This window comes from Halorientalis pallida (assembly GCF_049605515.1).
In the GTDB taxonomy this organism is placed as follows: Archaea; Halobacteriota; Halobacteria; order Halobacteriales; family Haloarculaceae; genus Halorientalis; species Halorientalis pallida_A.
Genome location: NZ_CP187158.1, coordinates 1,952,451 through 1,969,504, shown reverse-complemented (window position 1 = coordinate 1,969,504; position 17,054 = coordinate 1,952,451). Strand labels below are relative to the sequence as shown.

Annotated in this window: 16 protein-coding genes; 8 read left to right on the top strand and 8 right to left on the bottom strand. The window is 66.0% G+C overall.

What is annotated here, in order from left to right; genetic code table 11:
- Nucleotides 1-3 precede the first annotated feature (3 nt).
- The gene (locus ACOZ4N_RS11635) at nt 4-801 is read left to right on the top strand and encodes an SDR family NAD(P)-dependent oxidoreductase (RefSeq protein ID WP_424016546.1); all 798 of its coding nucleotides are present in this window, start codon (nt 4-6) and stop codon (nt 799-801) included.
- A 125-nt stretch (nt 802-926) separates the two neighbouring features.
- A complete protein-coding gene (locus tag ACOZ4N_RS11630; RefSeq protein ID WP_424016545.1) occupies nt 927-3,491 on the top strand; it encodes a cation-translocating P-type ATPase in 2,565 nt (854 codons plus the stop codon).
- A 116-nt stretch (nt 3,492-3,607) separates the two neighbouring features.
- On the opposite strand, the gene ACOZ4N_RS11625 is transcribed toward ACOZ4N_RS11630, so the two are convergent.
- From ACOZ4N_RS11625 to ACOZ4N_RS11610, 4 genes are read right to left on the bottom strand one after another with little or no spacing between them, the layout of a single operon-like run.
- Nucleotides 3,608-3,934 carry a DUF5615 family PIN-like protein gene (locus tag ACOZ4N_RS11625; protein ID WP_424016544.1) on the bottom strand — a complete coding sequence of 109 codons (327 nt, stop codon included), beginning with the start codon at nt 3,932-3,934 and terminating at the stop codon, nt 3,608-3,610.
- A complete protein-coding gene (locus ACOZ4N_RS11620; RefSeq protein ID WP_424016543.1) occupies nt 3,931-4,161 on the bottom strand; it encodes a DUF433 domain-containing protein in 231 nt (76 codons plus the stop codon). The genes ACOZ4N_RS11625 and ACOZ4N_RS11620 overlap by 4 nt, the downstream gene beginning before the upstream one ends.
- 38 nt (nt 4,162-4,199) lie before the next feature.
- The gene (locus tag ACOZ4N_RS11615) at nt 4,200-4,784 is read right to left on the bottom strand and encodes a VIT1/CCC1 transporter family protein (RefSeq protein WP_424019953.1); all 585 of its coding nucleotides are present in this window, start codon (nt 4,782-4,784) and stop codon (nt 4,200-4,202) included.
- Between the two features lie 5 nt (nt 4,785-4,789).
- Nucleotides 4,790-5,080 carry a DUF211 domain-containing protein gene (locus ACOZ4N_RS11610; RefSeq protein WP_424016542.1) on the bottom strand — a complete coding sequence of 97 codons (291 nt, stop codon included), beginning with the start codon at nt 5,078-5,080 and terminating at the stop codon, nt 4,790-4,792.
- 104 nt (nt 5,081-5,184) lie between these two features.
- Here ACOZ4N_RS11610 and ACOZ4N_RS11605 point away from each other — a divergent pair, with 104 nt between their 5' ends.
- Nucleotides 5,185-6,048 (top strand): universal stress protein, encoded by an 864-nt coding sequence (locus tag ACOZ4N_RS11605; RefSeq protein WP_424016541.1) that lies wholly within the window; start codon nt 5,185-5,187, stop codon nt 6,046-6,048.
- A 45-nt stretch (nt 6,049-6,093) separates the two neighbouring features.
- The gene (locus ACOZ4N_RS11600; protein ID WP_424016540.1) at nt 6,094-7,845 is read left to right on the top strand and encodes an alkaline phosphatase D family protein; all 1,752 of its coding nucleotides are present in this window, start codon (nt 6,094-6,096) and stop codon (nt 7,843-7,845) included.
- 110 nt (nt 7,846-7,955) lie between these two features.
- Here ACOZ4N_RS11600 and ACOZ4N_RS11595 read toward each other — a convergent pair whose 3' ends face one another.
- The 4 genes from ACOZ4N_RS11595 to ACOZ4N_RS11580 form a co-directional block, all read right to left on the bottom strand.
- Nucleotides 7,956-8,891: a DUF5995 family protein gene (locus tag ACOZ4N_RS11595; RefSeq protein WP_424016539.1), complete on the bottom strand. Its 936-nt coding sequence runs from the start codon at nt 8,889-8,891 to the stop codon at nt 7,956-7,958.
- A gap of 51 nt (nt 8,892-8,942) precedes the next feature.
- Nucleotides 8,943-9,233 carry a cyclase gene (locus tag ACOZ4N_RS11590; RefSeq protein WP_424016538.1) on the bottom strand — a complete coding sequence of 97 codons (291 nt, stop codon included), beginning with the start codon at nt 9,231-9,233 and terminating at the stop codon, nt 8,943-8,945.
- 50 nt (nt 9,234-9,283) lie between these two features.
- The gene (locus ACOZ4N_RS11585) at nt 9,284-10,957 is read right to left on the bottom strand and encodes a flavin-containing monooxygenase (protein WP_424016537.1); all 1,674 of its coding nucleotides are present in this window, start codon (nt 10,955-10,957) and stop codon (nt 9,284-9,286) included.
- Between the two features lie 128 nt (nt 10,958-11,085).
- A complete protein-coding gene (locus tag ACOZ4N_RS11580) occupies nt 11,086-11,871 on the bottom strand; it encodes an enoyl-CoA hydratase/isomerase family protein (RefSeq protein WP_424016536.1) in 786 nt (261 codons plus the stop codon).
- Between the two features lie 433 nt (nt 11,872-12,304).
- Between ACOZ4N_RS11580 and ACOZ4N_RS11575 the strand changes: the two genes are divergently transcribed.
- From ACOZ4N_RS11575 to ACOZ4N_RS11560, 4 genes are all read left to right on the top strand, one after another.
- A complete protein-coding gene (locus tag ACOZ4N_RS11575) occupies nt 12,305-13,510 on the top strand; it encodes a HEAT repeat domain-containing protein (protein WP_424016535.1) in 1,206 nt (401 codons plus the stop codon).
- 94 nt (nt 13,511-13,604) lie between these two features.
- Nucleotides 13,605-15,278, top strand: a complete 1,674-nt coding sequence (locus ACOZ4N_RS11570) for a hypothetical protein (protein ID WP_424016534.1) — start codon at nt 13,605-13,607, stop codon at nt 15,276-15,278.
- Nucleotides 15,278-16,225 carry a hypothetical protein gene (locus tag ACOZ4N_RS11565; protein WP_424016533.1) on the top strand — a complete coding sequence of 316 codons (948 nt, stop codon included), beginning with the start codon at nt 15,278-15,280 and terminating at the stop codon, nt 16,223-16,225. Before ACOZ4N_RS11570 ends, ACOZ4N_RS11565 begins: the two co-directional genes overlap by 1 nt.
- Nucleotides 16,225-17,037, top strand: a complete 813-nt coding sequence (locus ACOZ4N_RS11560; protein ID WP_424016532.1) for a hypothetical protein — start codon at nt 16,225-16,227, stop codon at nt 17,035-17,037. Before ACOZ4N_RS11565 ends, ACOZ4N_RS11560 begins: the two co-directional genes overlap by 1 nt.
- The last annotated feature ends 17 nt before the right edge of the window (nt 17,038-17,054 follow it).

Sequence of the window (17,054 nt, the reverse complement as noted above, 5' to 3'; positions counted from 1 at the left end):
CCGATGCACGAAGCAGACTTCGGCGTGGCCGGCGAGACGGCCATCGTCACCGGTGCGAGTCAGGGAATCGGCCGATCGATCGCGGAGACGCTCGCGGCAGGCGGTGCCGACGTAGGCATCTGCTCCCGGGAGATGGATCGGGTCGGCCCCGTCGCCGACGAGATCAACGACAGCGACCGCGAGGGCGAGGCGCTGGCCGTGGAGTGTAACGTCCGCGAGCGCGAGCAGATGGAGGCCTTCGTCGCGGAGGTCGTCGACGAGTTCGGCGGTCTCGACATCATGGTCAACAACGCCGGCGGGGAGTTCGTCGCGCCCTTCGAGGACATCTCGCCTAACGGCTTCGACTCCATCCTCGACCTGAACGTGATGGGCACCGTCCACGGGATGCAGGTCGCGGGCGAACACATGCGCGAGGACGGGGGCGGCAAGATCGTCAACATGGCCAGCGTCAACGGCCAGCACCCCGCGCCCAACGAGAGCCACTACGCGACGGCGAAGGCGGGAATCATCCAGCTGACCGAGACCGTCGCGACCGAGTGGGCCGACGACGGCATCCGGATCAACTGCGTCGCGCCCGGCCTGATCCAGACGCCGGGCGTCGCCGAGACGCTGGGTATCGACAGCGAGGACATGCCACCGCGCGAGCAGACCGACCGCCGCATCGGCTACGGCGAGGACATCGCCGACGTGGTGCAGTTTTTGGTCTCGCCCGCCGCCGCGTTCATGACCGGCGAGACGGTCACCGTCAAGGGCGTTCCCCGTCCCGGCAACTCGATGCAACACGACCTGGGCCTGCAGTAGCGCGGCCCCGCTCAGGGCCGGGACACTGCCCCGACGCGCACTATTATGTCGTCCCCGCGTGAACCCCTTCTCGAATCGTGGGTGGCGGACCGACCCGCCGCCCGGCGGATCGACGGGGACGAACGATGGACTGGTACACCGAACCGGAAGACGATGTTACCGAGCGACTGGAGACGACCGAATCGGGGCTCTCGGCGACCGAAGCCGCCGACCGCCTCGAACGCGAGGGGCGCAACGAACTCACCGCCGACCAGCGCCGGAGCCCGCTGTGGATCTTCCTCGCGCAGTTCTCCAGCGCGCTCATCTGGGTGCTGATCGGCGCGGTGATCCTCTCCGTGGCCGTCGGCCACCTCGTCGACGCCGTGTTGATCGCCGTCATCCTGCTGGCCAACGGGATCTTCGGCTTCGTCCAGGAGTACCGCGCCGAGCAGAGCCTCGCGGCGTTGCAGGAACTGGCCGCGCCCGAAGTGACCGTCCGCCGGGACGGCACCGAGGGGACCGTCGACGCGACGACCCTGGTGCCCGGCGACGTGGTGGTCTTCTCCCAGGGCGACGTGGTACCCGCGGACTGTCGCCTGCTCGGCACCGACTCGCTGGAGGTCGACGAGGCCGCCCTGACCGGTGAGAGCGTCCCCGTGGCGAAAGCCCCCGAGCCCGTCGAAGCCGGGACGCCCATGGCCGAACGCACCAGCATGGTGTACAAGGGAACGAACGTCACCCGCGGCCGGGGCGTCGCGGTCGTCGTCGAGACCGGTATGGAGACTGCGATGGGCGAAATCGCGACCTCGCTACTCTCCGCCAAAGACGAGGGGACGCCGCTCCAGCGCGACCTGGACTCGCTGGGTCGGAAACTCGGGGCCGGCGTGGCCGTGCTGTCGGCGGTCGTCGTCGGCCTCCTGCTCGCCGGCGGCACGGAACCGATCCAGGCCGCCCTGACCGCCATCTCGCTGGCCGTGGCGGCCGTTCCGGAGGGATTGCCCGCCGTCGTCACGCTCACGCTGGCGCTGGGCGTCCGCCGGATGGCCGACGAGAACGCGCTGGTCCGGACCCTGCCGGCCGTCGAGGGCCTCGGCTCGGTCGACGTGGTCTGTACCGACAAGACCGGCACGCTCACCGAGGGCGAGATGCACGCCCGGCGGGCGTGGGTCCACGACGAGACCGTCGATCTGGACGGTCTCGATGGAGCCGCGGGCGAGCGCGTCGGCGACTTGCTGGAGATCGGCGCGCTCTGTAACGACGCGACGACCGAGGACGGCGACCCGACCGAGGTGGCACTCGTCAGGGCCGCCGTCGACTGCGGGCTGGACGTGGACGAACTGCGCGAGACCAGACCCCGAACCGACGAACGCCCCTTCTCGGCCGAGCGCAAGCGGATGGCGACCGTCCACGACGACGTGGTCTACGTCAAGGGCGCACCGCAGGTAATCCTCGACCGGGCCGACCGCGTCCAGACCGCCGACGGCCCCGAACCGCTCGACGACGCCGACCGCGAGCGGATTCGGGAACGCATCGAGACCTTTGCCGGCGACGCGCTCCGGGTGCTGGCCTTCGCACGCAAAGACGAGACCGCCGGTGACATCGAGGACGACCTGGTGTTCGTCGGTCTCGTCGGGATGATCGACCCTGCCCGCGAGGAGGTCGCCGAGGCTATCGCGGACACCCACCGCGCCGGCATCGACGTGACGATGATCACCGGCGACAACGCCCTCACGGCGGGGGCCATCGCCGAGCGCATCGGTATCGACTCGCCGGTCCTGACCGGCGCGGAGGTCGAGGCGATGGACGACGCCACGCTCCGGGAACGCGTCGAAGACGTGAGCGTCTTCGCCCGCGCGGAGCCGTCCCACAAGGTACGCATCCTCGAAGCACTGCAGGAGGCGGGCCATACGGTGGCGATGACTGGCGACGGCGTCAACGACGCGCCCGCGCTGAAACACGCCGACATCGGCATCGCCATGGGGATCCGGGGGACCGACGTGGCCAAGCAGGCCAGCGATGTAATCTTGCTGGACGACAACTACGCGACCATCCGCTCCGCGATCCGCCGGGGCCGGGTCATCTTCGACAACGTCTGGAAGTTCGTCGCGTACCTGCTCAGTGCCAACGCCGCCGAGGTGGCTATCGTCCTCGGGGCCTCGCTGTACGGCTATCTCATCCTGCCGCCGGTCCAGTTGCTCTGGATCAACCTGCTGACCGACGGCCTGCCGGCGCTGGCGCTGGGCACCGATCCGGGCGGGGACGTGATGGCCCGCGAGCCACGCGACAAGGACGCCGGCATCGTCGACCGGTCGATGCTCACCTTCGTCGGCGGCGCGGGGCTGACCATGACGGCGCTGATGTTCGGGTTGATGCTCTGGGCCCTGGGCGGCGCGGCGAGTCGGACGCCCTACGCCATGACGATGGTGTTCACCGGGTTCGTCGTCTTCGAGTTCGCCAAACTGTACGTGGTGCGCTGGACGCGGGACACACCCCTGCTGTCGAACCGGTGGCTGGCGCTGGCGGTCGGGGCCTCCCTCGCGCTCCACCTCGCGATCCTGTACACGCCCCTCTCACAGTATTTCGGGACGGTCCCGCTCGCGCTGACCGACTGGGCTATCCTCGCCGGCGTCGTCGCCGTGGGCACGCCCGTCCTGCTGGTCGTCGGGTGGCTGTCGAAGCGGATGGTCGGCGCGGCGGTCGTCGAGGCCTGACCGCCCGGCTACCCCGGCAAGACGATATTGAGCAGGGCGACGACCAGCCCTCTCTCGACGGTCGATCGACCGTTCCTCACGCGTCACACCGATCGGAAAAACGTGGTCGACGCCACTCAGAGGTAGTGGATCGACCGGTCGTCCTCGTCTCGTCCTTCGAGATGTGCGTCCACAGCTTTGACAACATCGCCGATCTTCCGGCCCGCTTGCTGGACATAGAGCAACCCAGCGTGTTCCAGGCCCTCGCCTTCGACGAGCGACAGGAAGTCGTCGTCGAACGTGACGAGTATCCAGTCGTTGTCCACAGCGTGGGCCAGTTGTCGCCTGTCGGGGTCCCCCAGCGTCCCCTCGTCTTTCGCGGTGTGTACTGTCCAACCGCGGCGGCGGAGGCCGTCAGCCACCGGAATCCAGATACTCTCGTCGCAGTACAGCGGCCGCGTCATGCCGGTGCCGACTCGGAGGACGCGGATCGGAAGTCGTCGATGTGGTCGTAGTAGTACGCCAGTGCTCGGTGTACGTCCGCCAGCGTCAGGTCGGGATACAGTTGCGTGATTTCGTCCGGTTCGTAGCCGCTGTGTTCGTACGCCTCGGCGACATCTTTCACTCGAATGCCGGTCCCCTCGATAGTCGGCGCACCGTCGCTGTGCTCGTCGCTCCGGACGATTCCCATAGCTACCTGTAGTGCGTAATCGGACTTGAAGGCTCGGTTCACCCCGGCAAGACGAGGTTGAGCAGGGCGACGACCAGCCCGGCCAGTCCCATCCGGGCCGCGGAGACGTACCATCGCTGGCCCGAGATCGAACCCATGTACGCGCCGAAGACGCTCAACACGCCGACGCCGAGGACGACGGCCGCGATGGCCGCCTCGACCATCGTCAGGAGGTTCTCCGTCCCCGCGACGACGAACGGGGAGAGCGGGACGAGGACCCCGATCAGCGGGCCGAGGCCGCTCGCGGTCGCGTGGAGCAGGCGCGCGCCCCGCTGTTGGCTCTCGACCCGCGTGTCGTCGAGGTCGGTCAGCATCGCGCGCTCGATCCGTCTGATCTCCGCGCGCGTCTCGGCGCGTTCGATCTCCCAGACGCTCCAGACCGCCGACGTGCCCAGGCCCACCGCCGCGCCCAGGCCGATCTTGACGACGGTGAACCCCTCCGTGACGCCCGAGAGGACCGCGCCGATGACGACCCCGATGCAGGTCAGGGTGCCGTCGAACCCGTTCGAGACGAAGTATCGCCGCGAGATCGACAGCACGTCCTCCTTGCCCAGCAGGCGACGGACGCGCTGGCCCAGCCCCACCGCGATCACCCGTCCTGGTGGGTCGGTCGTTCCTCGACGAGCCGTTCGCCACAGCCCACCTCGTCGACGGAGTGGACGGTCCCGCCGAGTTCCTCGACGGTCGATTCGAGGTCGTCGAAGTCCAGATCCGTCCCCTCGACGGTGATCTTGACGTTCTGGACCTCCTGATCGAGTTCGATCAGCGAGCCGGTCGCGCCCTCGACGCTGTCGACGGCGGCGACCTGCTCGGTGAACGCGAGCAGGGACGGTTCGTGCGGTTTCAACACGTCGATGACGAGTCTGCGGACGGCGACCATATCCCGACTGGCACCCCGACGCACCTAAAGCCTCGACCCGTCGCGGCGGAGAACGCCGGCAGGTCCGGGCCACACCTATACCCCCGCCCGTCGATAGAGGAAGCATGTTCGAACGGATTCTGGTGCCGACCGACCGCAGCGACCCGGCGCGGCGGGCGCTCGAACAGGCCGCCGACCTCGCGACCCGGTACGGCGCGACCCTCACCGCACTCCACGTCGTCGACACGCGCGAACTCGACGGTGACGCCGCGCTCGACGAGCGCACGGAGGCGGCCCGGGCGGACCTGGACCACGCTATCGAGGACCTCGACATCGACCCGACGCCCGAGGGGGTCGTCCGGGCCGGTATCCCGAGCGAGGAGATTCTGGACTACGCCGCGGAAACGGGGACCGACCTGCTCGTGATGGGGACCCACGGCCGGACCGGCGTGCGCCGCTACCTCTTGGGGAGCGTCGCCGAGAAAGTCGTCCGGCTGTCGGACGTACCGGTTCTCAGCGTCCACCCCGCGGAGGTCGACGTTGGAAGCGTCCCCTACGAGCGCATCCTCGTCCCGACCGACGGGAGCGACGGGGCCGGTGTGGCCGTCGACTGCGCGACCGACCTCGCGACGACCTACGGGGCGGAACTGCACGCGGTGTCGGTCGTCGACACCGGCGCGATGGCCCCCGACGTGCAGTTCGACGTGATCAAGGACCAGCTCCAGAACCGGGCCCGGACCGCCGTCGAGACGGTCGCCGAGACCGCGCGCGAGGCCGGTATCGACGACACGCAGACGGCCGTGCTGGAGGGGCGAGCGCACGACGCGATCAGATCCTACGCCGACGAGGAGCGGATCGACCTGATCGTGATGGGGACCCACGGCCGGAGCGGGCTGGACCGGTATCTGCTGGGGAGCGTCGCCGAGAAGCTCGTCCGGACGGCGTCGGTCCCCGTGCTGACCGTCCGGATGCCCGAGGCGTCCGAGTGACCCGACGGCCGAAACTGCAATTGGTCCTCGCCGCGCAGGGCGGGTATGGTAGGCCGAGACGCGCTCGACGGGCGCGACGAACCGGCACGGGGGCCCGACGATCACGCCGAACTGCTCTCGGAACTGGACTCTCACGACCTGGCCTTCGCCGTCGCCACCGAGGAGACCGGCGAGAGCGACCCCTTCGAGGTCGATCCCGACGCCGATCCCGACGACACCTTCCCCCAGTCGGTCGCCAGCGGCGGTCCCACCTCCGAGGGCGTCATCTGCTGGACCCGCGTCGCGCCGGATCGGTTCGACCCCGACCGCACGCTGGCCGTCGAAGTCGCGGAAGACCCCGAGTTCACCGACCCCGTCTACCGCGGCCTGATCGACGACGCCGAGTCGATCCTCGCCCACGACTACACCGTCAAGGTCGACCTCGACGGCCACCTCGACCCCGACAGCGAGTACCACTACCGGTTCGTCTACGACGGCGTCGCCAGCCGGACCGGTCGGTGCCGGACCCTGCCCGCGCCCGACGCCTCGCCCGACTCCCTCCGGATCGCCGTCCTCACGTGCCAGAACTACCTCAACGGCTACTTCCCGGCCTACCACTACGTCGCCGAGGCGGACCTGGACTTTCTCGTCCACCTCGGTGACTTCATCTACGAGTCCGACGCGGGCGATTTCAAGGGGCTGGGCTCGCCCGAGTTCGAGGGTCGCGACCTCGACCTCCCGAGCGGCTACGACCGCGTGCGCACCCTCGAAGACTACCGCTATCTCTACCGGACCTACCGCGCCGACGACTTCCTGCAGGAAGCCCTGGAGTCCCACACGCTGATCGCCGGCTGGGACGACCACGAGATGGTCAACGACATCTACTGGGACGCCCGGACCGACGCGCCGGCCGGCGATCATCCCCGCGGCGACGACCCCGAGTTCATGGCCCAGCTCACCGCGGACGCGATGCACGCCTGGTGGGAGTTCATGCCCGCCCGCATCGACTACGACCCCGCCGGCGACTCCCTGCAGGACCGCTTCCAGCTCTGGCGGGACTTCCAGTTCGGCGATCTCGTGACCCTCGTGATGACCGACGAGCGGCTCTTTCGGGACCCACCCCGTGAGGCCATCCCGACGCCCGACAACGTCGGCCCCCACCGCGAACCGCCCGGCCGGACCATGCTCGGCGAGGAACAGCGCGAGTGGCTGATCGACACCATCACCGGATCGGAGACCACCTGGACGGTCTGGGCCGACGAGGTCCTCACGGTACCCTTCCGGATCGGGTCCGGTCCGCTCTCGGTCTATCCCGTCCAGGGTGGCTGGGACGGCTACACCCGCGAACGCCAGACCATCTCCGAGGCCATCGCGGCGGCCGACGTGGACAACTACGTCACCCTCACTGGCGACATGCACTGCTACGTCGCCGCCTACGTGCAGGCTTCCTACCCGGGCCGAGTCACCGGCGGCACCGGCGTCGCGCAGGGCGACCCCATCGGCGTCGAGTTCATGACGCCCGCGCTGACCTCGCTCAACGCCGCCGAAGCGCTCCACCTCACCGACGGCTGGCGCGGGACGATTACGGAACCGCTGATCTCCGAGCTCGTCACCGGCATGAACCCCCACATCGAGTTCTTCGACAGTCACAACTGGGGCTACTCCGTCGTCGAGTTCACGCCCGACGAGTGCACGTACGTCGGCTACTCGGTGGACAAGACCGTCGACTCGCCCGACGCCGACCGCGAGGTCGTCACGGCCTACCGGGTCCCCGAGGGCGTCGTCAACCTCGTCGACGTGACCGACGAGTATCGGTGACGGTCTCCGTCACGGACCGCGGCGAGTCCGGCCGCCGTCGGCCCGGTTTTGTCGACGCCGACCCAATCCGCGGACGCAGCTCGATCACTACCCGAGAGCGCCTTTTTCTGCTACGTAGCGTCCAGCTCGTCGCCCAGTCTCTCCAGCACGTCGGCCAGTTCGACCCCCTCCCGCTCGAACCGCCGTAGCTCCGCCAGCACGTCCGGATCGACCGTCGGCCCGAGGACGAACGCGGCCCCGCCGGTCGCGGTCGCCCGGAGGACCCACCGCGCCAGCGACGCGACCGGCGGGAACCCCACGTCCGTGAGGACCACGGCGACCCGCCAGGCCTGCTCGCGCCCCTCCCTGAGTCCGAGCAGGGAGAGTCGTTCGTCCAGTCGCCCGAGCGCCGCGTCCACGTCCGCAACCCCGGCCGCGTACACCTCGGCCAGCGCGGTCTGCTGGGCGTCGATCAACCGGGCCAGCACCTCGTTCACCGCACGGTGGTCCGCCAGCTTGGCCGCCCTGTCGGCGTCGATCCCTACGTCCCGCAGCGTGAGCGCCAGGTCGTAGTTGATGTGGGCGTTGATTCCCAGGAAGGCATCCTGCATCACGAGGGCGTCACCGCCGGTTGCGGTGCCGAACGCGATCCGCCAGGGATCGGGGACGGCCCCGAGTTCGCCGCGCTCGAAGGCCAGGAACGCCCGCCGGTAGTAGTTCGCGAACGTCGTCGTGTAGGCGCGCATCCACTCGGCGTCCGCGAAGCCGCCGTCGGCGATGCGGGCGTGGATGCGCTCGGTCATGCGCGTGTAAATCGTCAGGAAGACGGCCCGACGGTCCTCGCGCTCCCGGAGCAGGTCTTCCAGTGTACGCAGGCGCTCGGCGGCGTCCGCGACGGACTCGAACGCGCCCTGCGCGACGGCGACGAGTTCGGCGTCGGGCGTGTCGGGCGGGTCGTACTGCTCCACGTCGTGACGGAGCGCACGGGCCATCCCCCGGACACGGCGGGCGTCGAGCAGGCGGGCGGCGTCCCCGTACGCCGACAGCGTGCGAAGCGGCGCGGTCATCGTCGGGACCACGAAGCGACGACTGATAGCTGTAGGGGGCTGGACAGTTCCTCAGGCGTCCTGTTCGTGGACCCGCTCCAGCACCGCCGACTCCGCCACCGAGACGACGCCGGCCGAGTCGAGCGTCTCGGCGAATTCCTCGCTGTCGTAGTAGGCCAGCGCCTCCTCCAGCCGGTCGTCGGCGACCTCCTGCAGGACGACCACGGTGTTCTCGTCGTCGGTCGGACGGAACGCCTGCGTCCCGAGCGACCCGTGGGCCGCTCGCGCCTCGGCGTTTGCCTCGTGGTGGCGCTCCCACCGCTCGTAGTCCTCGATCTCGTGTTTCGCGTAGATGTAGGCCATACCGACCGTGCGGGCGGGAGGGAGAAAGGATCGGGGGTGCGATTCGCCACTCAGTCGCCGGGCTCGGAGACGGCTCCGTCCGCCGTGTCACTGGCCCGCCCGAGTTCGAAGCCGTCGTAGTCGTCGCGGGCGACCCGGGCACAGATCTCCCGGTAGTTGTCGAGGCCGCCGGGGAAGGGCGTGAACACCTGCGTCTTCCCGGGGACGTTCGCGCCGCGATACCAGGACTTGGCCTGTGAGAACAGCATGTTCTCGGCCAGCATGTTGGTGTTCCGGACCCACTGGTCCTCCGAGTCCTCGCTGGCCTCGATCCGGTCGTAGCCGTGCTCGTCCATGTACGCGATGCAGTCGGCGATCCACTCGACGTGTTGCTCGATGGCCAGCGGCATGTTCGTCAGCACGGAGGGGCTCTGGGGCCCCGTGATCGTGAACAGGTTCGGGAACCCGCTGGTCATGAGGCCGAGGTACGTTCGCGGTCCGGCTTCCCACTTCTCCTCGAGCGTCTGGCCACCCCGACCCTCGATGTCCATCGCGAGGATCGCGCCCGTCATCGCGTCGAACCCGGTCGCGAACACGAGCATGTCGAGGTCGTAGTGGTCGGCGGTGGTCCGAATCCCGTCGGCCGTCACCCGTTCGATGGGGTTCTCGTCCACGTCGACGAGACTCACGTCGTCGCGGTTGTAGGTCCCGTAGTAGTCGTTGTAGTCCATCGGCGGGCGCTTCGAGCCGTAGGGATGGTCCGTCGGGACGAGCTTTTCGGCGGTCTCGGGGTCGTCGACTTTCTCCCGGATCTTCTCGCGGATGAACTCCGAGACCACCTCGTTCAGCTCGGGGTTCGACAGGATCGACCCCGGCTCGAAGCTGTGGAGAAAGCGGAAGCCGCCCTGTTGCCAGCGTTCTTCGAGTACCTCGCGGATGTCGTCTTCCGAGAGGCCGTAGTCAGTTTCGTGTTCGTGTTCGAACGGCATCCCGAGCCGGGAGTCTCGCGCCCGCTCCCAGATGTCGTCGTAGTTCTCGCGGATCTCCTCGTACTCGTCCTCGGCCAGCGGGCGGTTCCGGGCCGGCACCGCGTAGTTGGGCGTCCGCTGGAAGACCGTCAGGTGATCGGCCCGGCCGCCGACCTCCGAGATGAACTGGATGCCGGTCGAGCCGGTGCCGATCACGCCGACGTGGTCGTCGCCGAAGTCGACTTCCTCGTCCGGCCACCGGGCCGTGTGGTACCACTCGCCCTCGAACTCGTCGAGGCCGTCGAAGTCCGGCAGGAACGGCTCGGAGAGACAGCCGACGGCAGTGACGAAGTACCGGGTCGTGACGCGCTCACCGTCGGCCAGCTCGACGGTCCAGGTCGCCGTCTCGTCGTCGTAGGTCGCTGTCGTGACCTCCCGCTCGAAGGCGATATTCCGGTGCAGGTCCAGCCGGTCGGCCACCCACTGCAGATAGTCGAGGATCTCGGGCTGTTCCGGGTAGCGCTCGCTCCAGGTCCACTCCCGGTGGAGGCCCTCGTCGAAGGAGAAGCAATAGATGTGACTCTCGCTGTCACAGCGGGCACCCGGGTACGTGTTCCAGTACCACGTCCCGCCGACCTCGTCGCCTTTCTCGTAGACGCGAACGTCGAGCCCCTGTTCGCGCAGTTTGTGCAGCATGTACAGCCCGGAGAAGCCCGCGCCGATCACGACGGCGTCGACGTCCACGTCGGTCTCCCCACTCCCCCCGGTCGCGTCCACGGCAACGTCCGCGTCAGACACTGTGTATCACTGGCCATATCCAACGGTCGGTCCCAATTAAAGCCACTCCTCCAGAACATCGGGCATATATCAGTGGCCCCCGGTCCGCGGTGTCGGGGTGCCGTCCGCTACCGGCCCTCGAACTCGGGCTCGCGGCCCTCGATGCGCGCGGTGAATCCCTCGGTGTAGTCGTCGGTTTCGGTGAGCGGCTCCGAGAGCGCCTTCTCGTAGTCCAGCGACTCCTCGACGGACATCTGGAGCGTCGCGTTGAGTACCTGCCGGGCCCGCTGCATGCCGAGGGGGGCGTTCTCCGCGAGCCGGTCGGCCAGCGCCCGGGCGCGCTCGTCGACGTCCTCGGCGTCACAGACCTCGTTGACGAGACCGATCCGTTCGGCCTCCTCGGGGTCGATGAACTCCCCCGAGAGGACGAACTCCTTGGCCTTCGCCAGACCGACCAGCCGCGCGAGCCGCGTCGGCGCGCCGCCGCTGGGAAACATCCCGAGCCGTACCTCGATCACGCCGTACTTCGCGTCCTCCGAGATGACCCGGAAGTCCGCGGGCAGTGTCAGCTCGAACGCGCCCGCCGGCGCGGCGCGTTTGATCCCGGCGACGACCGGGACCCGCGCGTCCGCGACGGCCTCGGTGACATCGCTGAGGCCGACCTCGAGTTCGCCGCCCTCCTCGGCACGGCCGGCCATCATCTCCAGATCCATCCCGGCCGAAAACACCGGCCCTTCGCCCAGGAGCGCGATCACACGCACGTCGTCGTCGGCGTCGACCTCCTCGAAGGCCTGCCTGAGGTCGCGCAGGACGTCCTGATTCATCGCGTTGCGTTTGTCCGGTCGATTCAGCACGACATCGGCGCGGTGCCCGTCGATGTCGACCTTGACGTGTCCCGTACCTACTTCTCGCATGACACAGAGACGGGGACCGCACCGGCCTTAACAGTACCCGCTCGACCGGACTGGTGGCCGTCCATGCCGTGGGTATCGCGGGACGCCCCTCTCGCCGCCGGCGCTACGGTTCCGAATCGTCCAGCTGTGCCTGCCACTCCTGGACCGTCGACAGCAACTCCACAGGGGGCGTCTCGTTCACTTCGAGATCGCGCGGCCCTGCCCCCCGCTCGAGGTGAACCGTGGCCAAATATCACCTTTTCCAGTAATATTATGTCACGGAATCCCTATTTGTTGGGGTGTGACAGGTGAGCAATCCGTACACCTTGAGCCGCACAAATCGTTCGTTTGGGCGGTCAATAGGCTTCGACGAGTGGCGGCTGTAAAAAACGAGAGCAAGTATCAACTACGGCAGAAACACCAAATTACTGAACAATACAGTATTTAATAACTGATGTTTTTTGCGCTGAAACTCATCCGGTTCGTCTTTCGCCTCTTACTGAAGCTGGTACTATTTCCGTTCAAGATCGTCAAGCGACTCCTGGGCTCCGGGCAGTCGACCGAGCAGTGGCCGGCACCGGGAGAGACGGAGACTGAGACGATGGAGGCCACCTCGGAGACGCTGACGGATTCTCCAGAGGGTCTCAGCGTGGCAGCGGCACAGGCGACGAACAACATCCAGTGGTTCCGAAAGGGGCTGATTGCAGTTGGTGTGGTGCAACTGCTGGTCGGTCTATTTGCGGTTTTCAATATCGCACAGTCACCGATTGGTGGGCTCCGACCCGCACTGGTCGACGGACTCCTTCTCACAGTCGTCGTCTTCAGCCTTGCACCGATTGGAATTGGATTTGGACTGACGAGGTGGACGACGGCCTCGTGGTATCTCGGAATTGCGTTTTGTGGCCTCCAAATCGTCCTCTCGTTGTTCGCTCTGCCTGGCGGTTTCCTCACGATTGCTATCTACGGCATCCTCGGCTATCTCGGATACACGGGGCGACCAGCACTGGTGACACTCTCGAACGCTGGCGGCCCCCCGACGGAAGATGAATCCGGCGAACCGGCATCACTCGAGCAACAGTCTCACCACGCAGAGACGGCAGTCGACCACGAAGACACCCCCTCGTCAAATTCTGAACCGGCAGCTGACGGACCAATTGACAGCACGGTATCGTCACCCACGGAACAAACGGACGCTCCCCCCGCGGACACCACCCCAACGGAACCTGCTCCCGAACCGTCTGCGAACGACGAACCCGAAGATACGGGCGACGGTGGTCGGAGTGATCGACAATCTGACCCCTCGGAAACGGACGCAGGGGAGACGGACAGTGCAGAACCCGAAACGGCTGCTGATGCGGTCGAGGAAGATCCGGTCGAGGAGTACCGAGAGGAGCTACACGCTGACTCGGCATCGGTCCGACAATCAGCGGTCGAGGACCTCGTCGCTGCAACCCGTTCGGACACCGTTCCCACGCAGGCCGCCATCGACGCACTCTCGGAGCGACTGGAAGACGAGGATCCGGAGGTCCGGGCTGTGGCCTGTCGCGGACTGGGCCAGCTCGGTGCGGAACAGGTCAAACCGAAACTCGAGGACCTTCGAATCGACACCGACCCGGACGTGAGTCGTGCAGCGAGTCAGGCACTTCGGAACATAGAATGAGTACGATGTATCAACCAGTTACCGGCTGTATCGAACGTCGAATCGATCTCGGAGACCAGTTGCGGGTCCCTGCACCCAACGAGGAGTGGTCGGGATGCGTCTGACCGATGTCGTTCGCGAGGCCGACCGTCCAGTGGCGGAAGACAGAGCTCGCGCACTCGCGATCAACGAAGCGCTTCGGGAACCGCTTTCGGAGTTCCTCGACGAGAAACAAACCAAGTTGCGATACGCGGTTGGAATCGGTGCTGCCACTGCGGTGCTGGGTATCCTCACGCTCGGGATGGTAGATGGGGCTCTGGTCGGTGGCGGGCTGTTTCTCCTCGGTCTGGCCATCGCTGGCGGTGGCTATGCCTACCTCAACGGCCAGTCTCCGGACGTAACGGTTCGCTCGGTCCAGAAAGGATACTGGACAGCACACAGTCTCCCCGTGCAGGATGGCTCGATACTCTACGACGCCACCCAGTCTATCGAAACGGCGAGTTTCGATCTGGAACAGCTGACCGATCACGGCAAGATCGCAGCGGCCAACGAGACGCTCGCGAATGTCAGTGAGTACCCGGTCGTGATGGCACAGGACGAAAATGTCGAGGACACGCTGACAGAGACGCTCGACGAGATTACGACGGAGATCGAAACTGCAGAGCAACACACCGTCGAAGCGCCGATCGTCCCTGCGACGGGCCCCGAACGAGCGGCTATCGAGACGGTGCTCGAGATGGGCGATCCGGACGACACCGTCGATGCGGACTTCGATATTCCAGTGGACCAGGCCCGAGCCGACATTCAGGAACTCGACGAACTCGAACAAATGGCGGCCTCGGACGGTGCCGAGAGTGAGTTAGAAGAACTGTCCGATACGAGTCGGACGCTCGTCGATGACCTATCCGGAATGCAGGAGACTGCCGTCGACCTGTTGAACGACCACATCGGGACCGCTGCAGATGCGTTTGGTCTGGTGAGTTACAACTTCTACTGCCCGGAATGTCAGACCGACGACATCGACTCGGGGGTCGAACTCACAGACCCGCAGGATGGGAGCTGGTACTGTGACACGTGCCGAACGACTCACGATACGTCGGCCGTCATTCCCAGACACCGCCTCAAAGACGATCTCGTGAACCCCGTCTGGGATCAGCTGTGGATCGAGAAAGACGACCAACGTCGCGAGGTGTACGAGAACATCGAGGACCAGAAAGCCGAGTTACAGGAGCGGGAGTTCGAACAGCGCAGCGAGGAAATCCGGTCGACGACCGACCGGATTCGTGACCTCCGCTCCCGTATCCGAGACCTCAAGACGGAAGCCAAAGCCGCGGAGGGGAAAGTCTCGGAGATCGGGGACCTGATGGTCAAGTACGAACGGATCCACGACGAGCGAAAGCAGGCGTTCGAGCAAGAAGTCGAGTCGTCGTTCGCCGAAATCGACGCGGAGACGGAGGAAATTCTCGAACAGACCCGGAACGAGGAGCAGGAACGAATCGAGGCGGCCGAACAGGCGGCCAAGGAGAAAGCCGAGATGATGCGCGAAGACAAACGGCGGCGAGAGATCGAGAAATTCGTCGCCGAGCAACAGATGGAGAACCAACGGACGCGTGCGGCACTCGCACAACAAGCGGACCTTCACGACGAGGAAATGAAGATGGAACGGCGCCAACACCGGGAGGAGTGGATGCTAGAGACGCGCGGACGAACCTCGTTCTCCGGGCGTATCGACAAGGCACGGATGAAGAAAGACCGTCTCCTCGGTGCGTCTTCCGGAGGTGATTCCTGATGTCGAACGACGACCTTCACAAGCCGCTCAGAGCCATCAACGAGACGATAGCGAACCTCCGCCAGGACGTCCAGAAGCTCACGGGCGAAGCGAAGAAGATCAAGGAGGCGATCACGAACGCGGCCGAAACCATCCGCGACGCCATACAGGAGAACATCCAGGCACAGGCCGAACTCAAGCTGATGGAGTACGTCATGGAGGTGAAGTCGGTCAAGCCACAGATCGACGCCGAGTACGAACAGATCAAGACGGAACGGAACGAACTCGAGGGCCGACTCGAGAGCATCGGCGAGCGATACGAGCGAAAGCAAGCCGAGTTAGACGAGAAAGCCCAGGACCGTATCCGGGACCTCGGCTCCCACATCTTCGAGATCGAAGAAGAGCAGTTCGAAGACGGGATCGAAGACCCCTTCACCGAGCAGGTGACCACGGCGTGGCAGTCACTCCAGGCCCACAACGCCGATATCGGTGAGCAACGGGAAACAGCGGTCACGGAGACGACGAGTGAGGCCATTCAGCGGATCTACGACTTCATCGACCGGCAGGAACAGCTGCTCGAATCGATTCGGAATCACCGATACGACTCCACCGAGAACACACTCCCGGCGGAGGAACCGGACCAGATACAGGTCCCGTACTACGTCGTCGAGTACGAGAACGACGGTGTGGTCGACAGGCAAATCATCGTCCCATCGTCGGTATCCGAGGGCGGGACCGAGTGGTGTAGTGCGACCCTCGAAGCGAGCGACGGCATGGCGACGCTGCTTGGCAACGTCGGCCCAGTTACCGATCCAGCGACGACCGACACGCTATCCGAGCAGACGTTACGGGAAACGCTTTCCGAGTACAGTTCGTCCTCTCCCCTGGGGTTGTCCTACGCCGATGCTGTCGCGGACGCCGTTCCGGAGAGCGGACGCGTCGAAGTGCCACAGGAGGTCGCGGAATAATGGCGGAGATCGAACCGAGTCGTGCGGTCGTCGAGGCCGAAGAAACGTTCGACGGACGAATCATTCCCGACGAACAGGCGGAACTCGGACGGCCCGTTCGGTTACGTGATGGGGCTGTGGTTCAGGGAAGTGTTTACGGCGGCACGGTCGAAGCCGACGAAGACGTCACCGTCGAAGGGTCGGTCATGGCGGCCGAAGGCATCGAACTCGACGGCGCACACGTCGGTGGCGAAGTCGGATCACCCGACAAGGTCCTCGCGACCGACACGCACATCGACGGGACCGTAACCGGTCAGCGTGTTCGTCTCGTCGACTGTGTCGTCCGTGGGAACGTCGTCGGTGCCAACGTCATCCTCGAAGATTGCATCGTCCTCGGCATCGCCACTGCCGAACGTGAACTCGCTATCGAGGAGTCTCTCTGCTATACGTTCCGAAGCCAGGGGGAGACCACACTCGAAAACACCACGCTGGTCCTGCCACAGGCAATCGCCGAGGGGCCTTTGGAACTGACGACTCCCGTAGCAGTGGCCGGACTCGGGCAGATCGAAGTCGACGATAACGACGACGGCCCTGCGGAACGACTGCCGGAGATGGGTGCGGACGACCTCTACGAACAGGACGATACGACCTATCTCACGCTCGCTCCTCGCATCCTGAATCTCGAAAAGATCACCGAACGATTGGAGAAACTGGAAGACGCAGTCATGGCCGCTGTCGACGACACGAGCGGCGACGACGGGACCGACATGAGCGTCGACGACGTTCTCTCACTGTTCGACATCGACCTTCGAGACGAAACGACACCAAAGTAACCGAGCATTCGCCTGCA

Excerpts from the sequence above, each read along its gene's own strand:
- ACOZ4N_RS11635 (WP_424016546.1), top strand. The coding sequence starts at position 4 with ATGCACGAAGCAGACTTCGGCGTGGCCGGCGAGACGGCCATCGTCACC.
- ACOZ4N_RS11630 (WP_424016545.1), top strand. The coding sequence starts at position 927 with ATGGACTGGTACACCGAACCGGAAGACGATGTTACCGAGCGACTGGAG.
- ACOZ4N_RS11625 (WP_424016544.1), bottom strand. The coding sequence starts at position 3,934 with ATGACGCGGCCGCTGTACTGCGACGAGAGTATCTGGATTCCGGTGGCT.
- ACOZ4N_RS11620 (WP_424016543.1), bottom strand. The coding sequence starts at position 4,161 with ATGGGAATCGTCCGGAGCGACGAGCACAGCGACGGTGCGCCGACTATC.
- ACOZ4N_RS11610 (WP_424016542.1), bottom strand. The coding sequence starts at position 5,080 with ATGGTCGCCGTCCGCAGACTCGTCATCGACGTGTTGAAACCGCACGAA.
- ACOZ4N_RS11605 (WP_424016541.1), top strand. The coding sequence starts at position 5,185 with ATGTTCGAACGGATTCTGGTGCCGACCGACCGCAGCGACCCGGCGCGG.
- ACOZ4N_RS11600 (WP_424016540.1), top strand. The coding sequence starts at position 6,094 with ATGGTAGGCCGAGACGCGCTCGACGGGCGCGACGAACCGGCACGGGGG.
- ACOZ4N_RS11595 (WP_424016539.1), bottom strand. The coding sequence starts at position 8,891 with ATGACCGCGCCGCTTCGCACGCTGTCGGCGTACGGGGACGCCGCCCGC.
- ACOZ4N_RS11590 (WP_424016538.1), bottom strand. The coding sequence starts at position 9,233 with ATGGCCTACATCTACGCGAAACACGAGATCGAGGACTACGAGCGGTGG.
- ACOZ4N_RS11580 (WP_424016536.1), bottom strand. The coding sequence starts at position 11,871 with ATGCGAGAAGTAGGTACGGGACACGTCAAGGTCGACATCGACGGGCAC.
- ACOZ4N_RS11575 (WP_424016535.1), top strand. The coding sequence starts at position 12,305 with ATGTTTTTTGCGCTGAAACTCATCCGGTTCGTCTTTCGCCTCTTACTG.
- ACOZ4N_RS11570 (WP_424016534.1), top strand. The coding sequence starts at position 13,605 with ATGCGTCTGACCGATGTCGTTCGCGAGGCCGACCGTCCAGTGGCGGAA.
- ACOZ4N_RS11565 (WP_424016533.1), top strand. The coding sequence starts at position 15,278 with ATGTCGAACGACGACCTTCACAAGCCGCTCAGAGCCATCAACGAGACG.
- ACOZ4N_RS11560 (WP_424016532.1), top strand. The coding sequence starts at position 16,225 with ATGGCGGAGATCGAACCGAGTCGTGCGGTCGTCGAGGCCGAAGAAACG.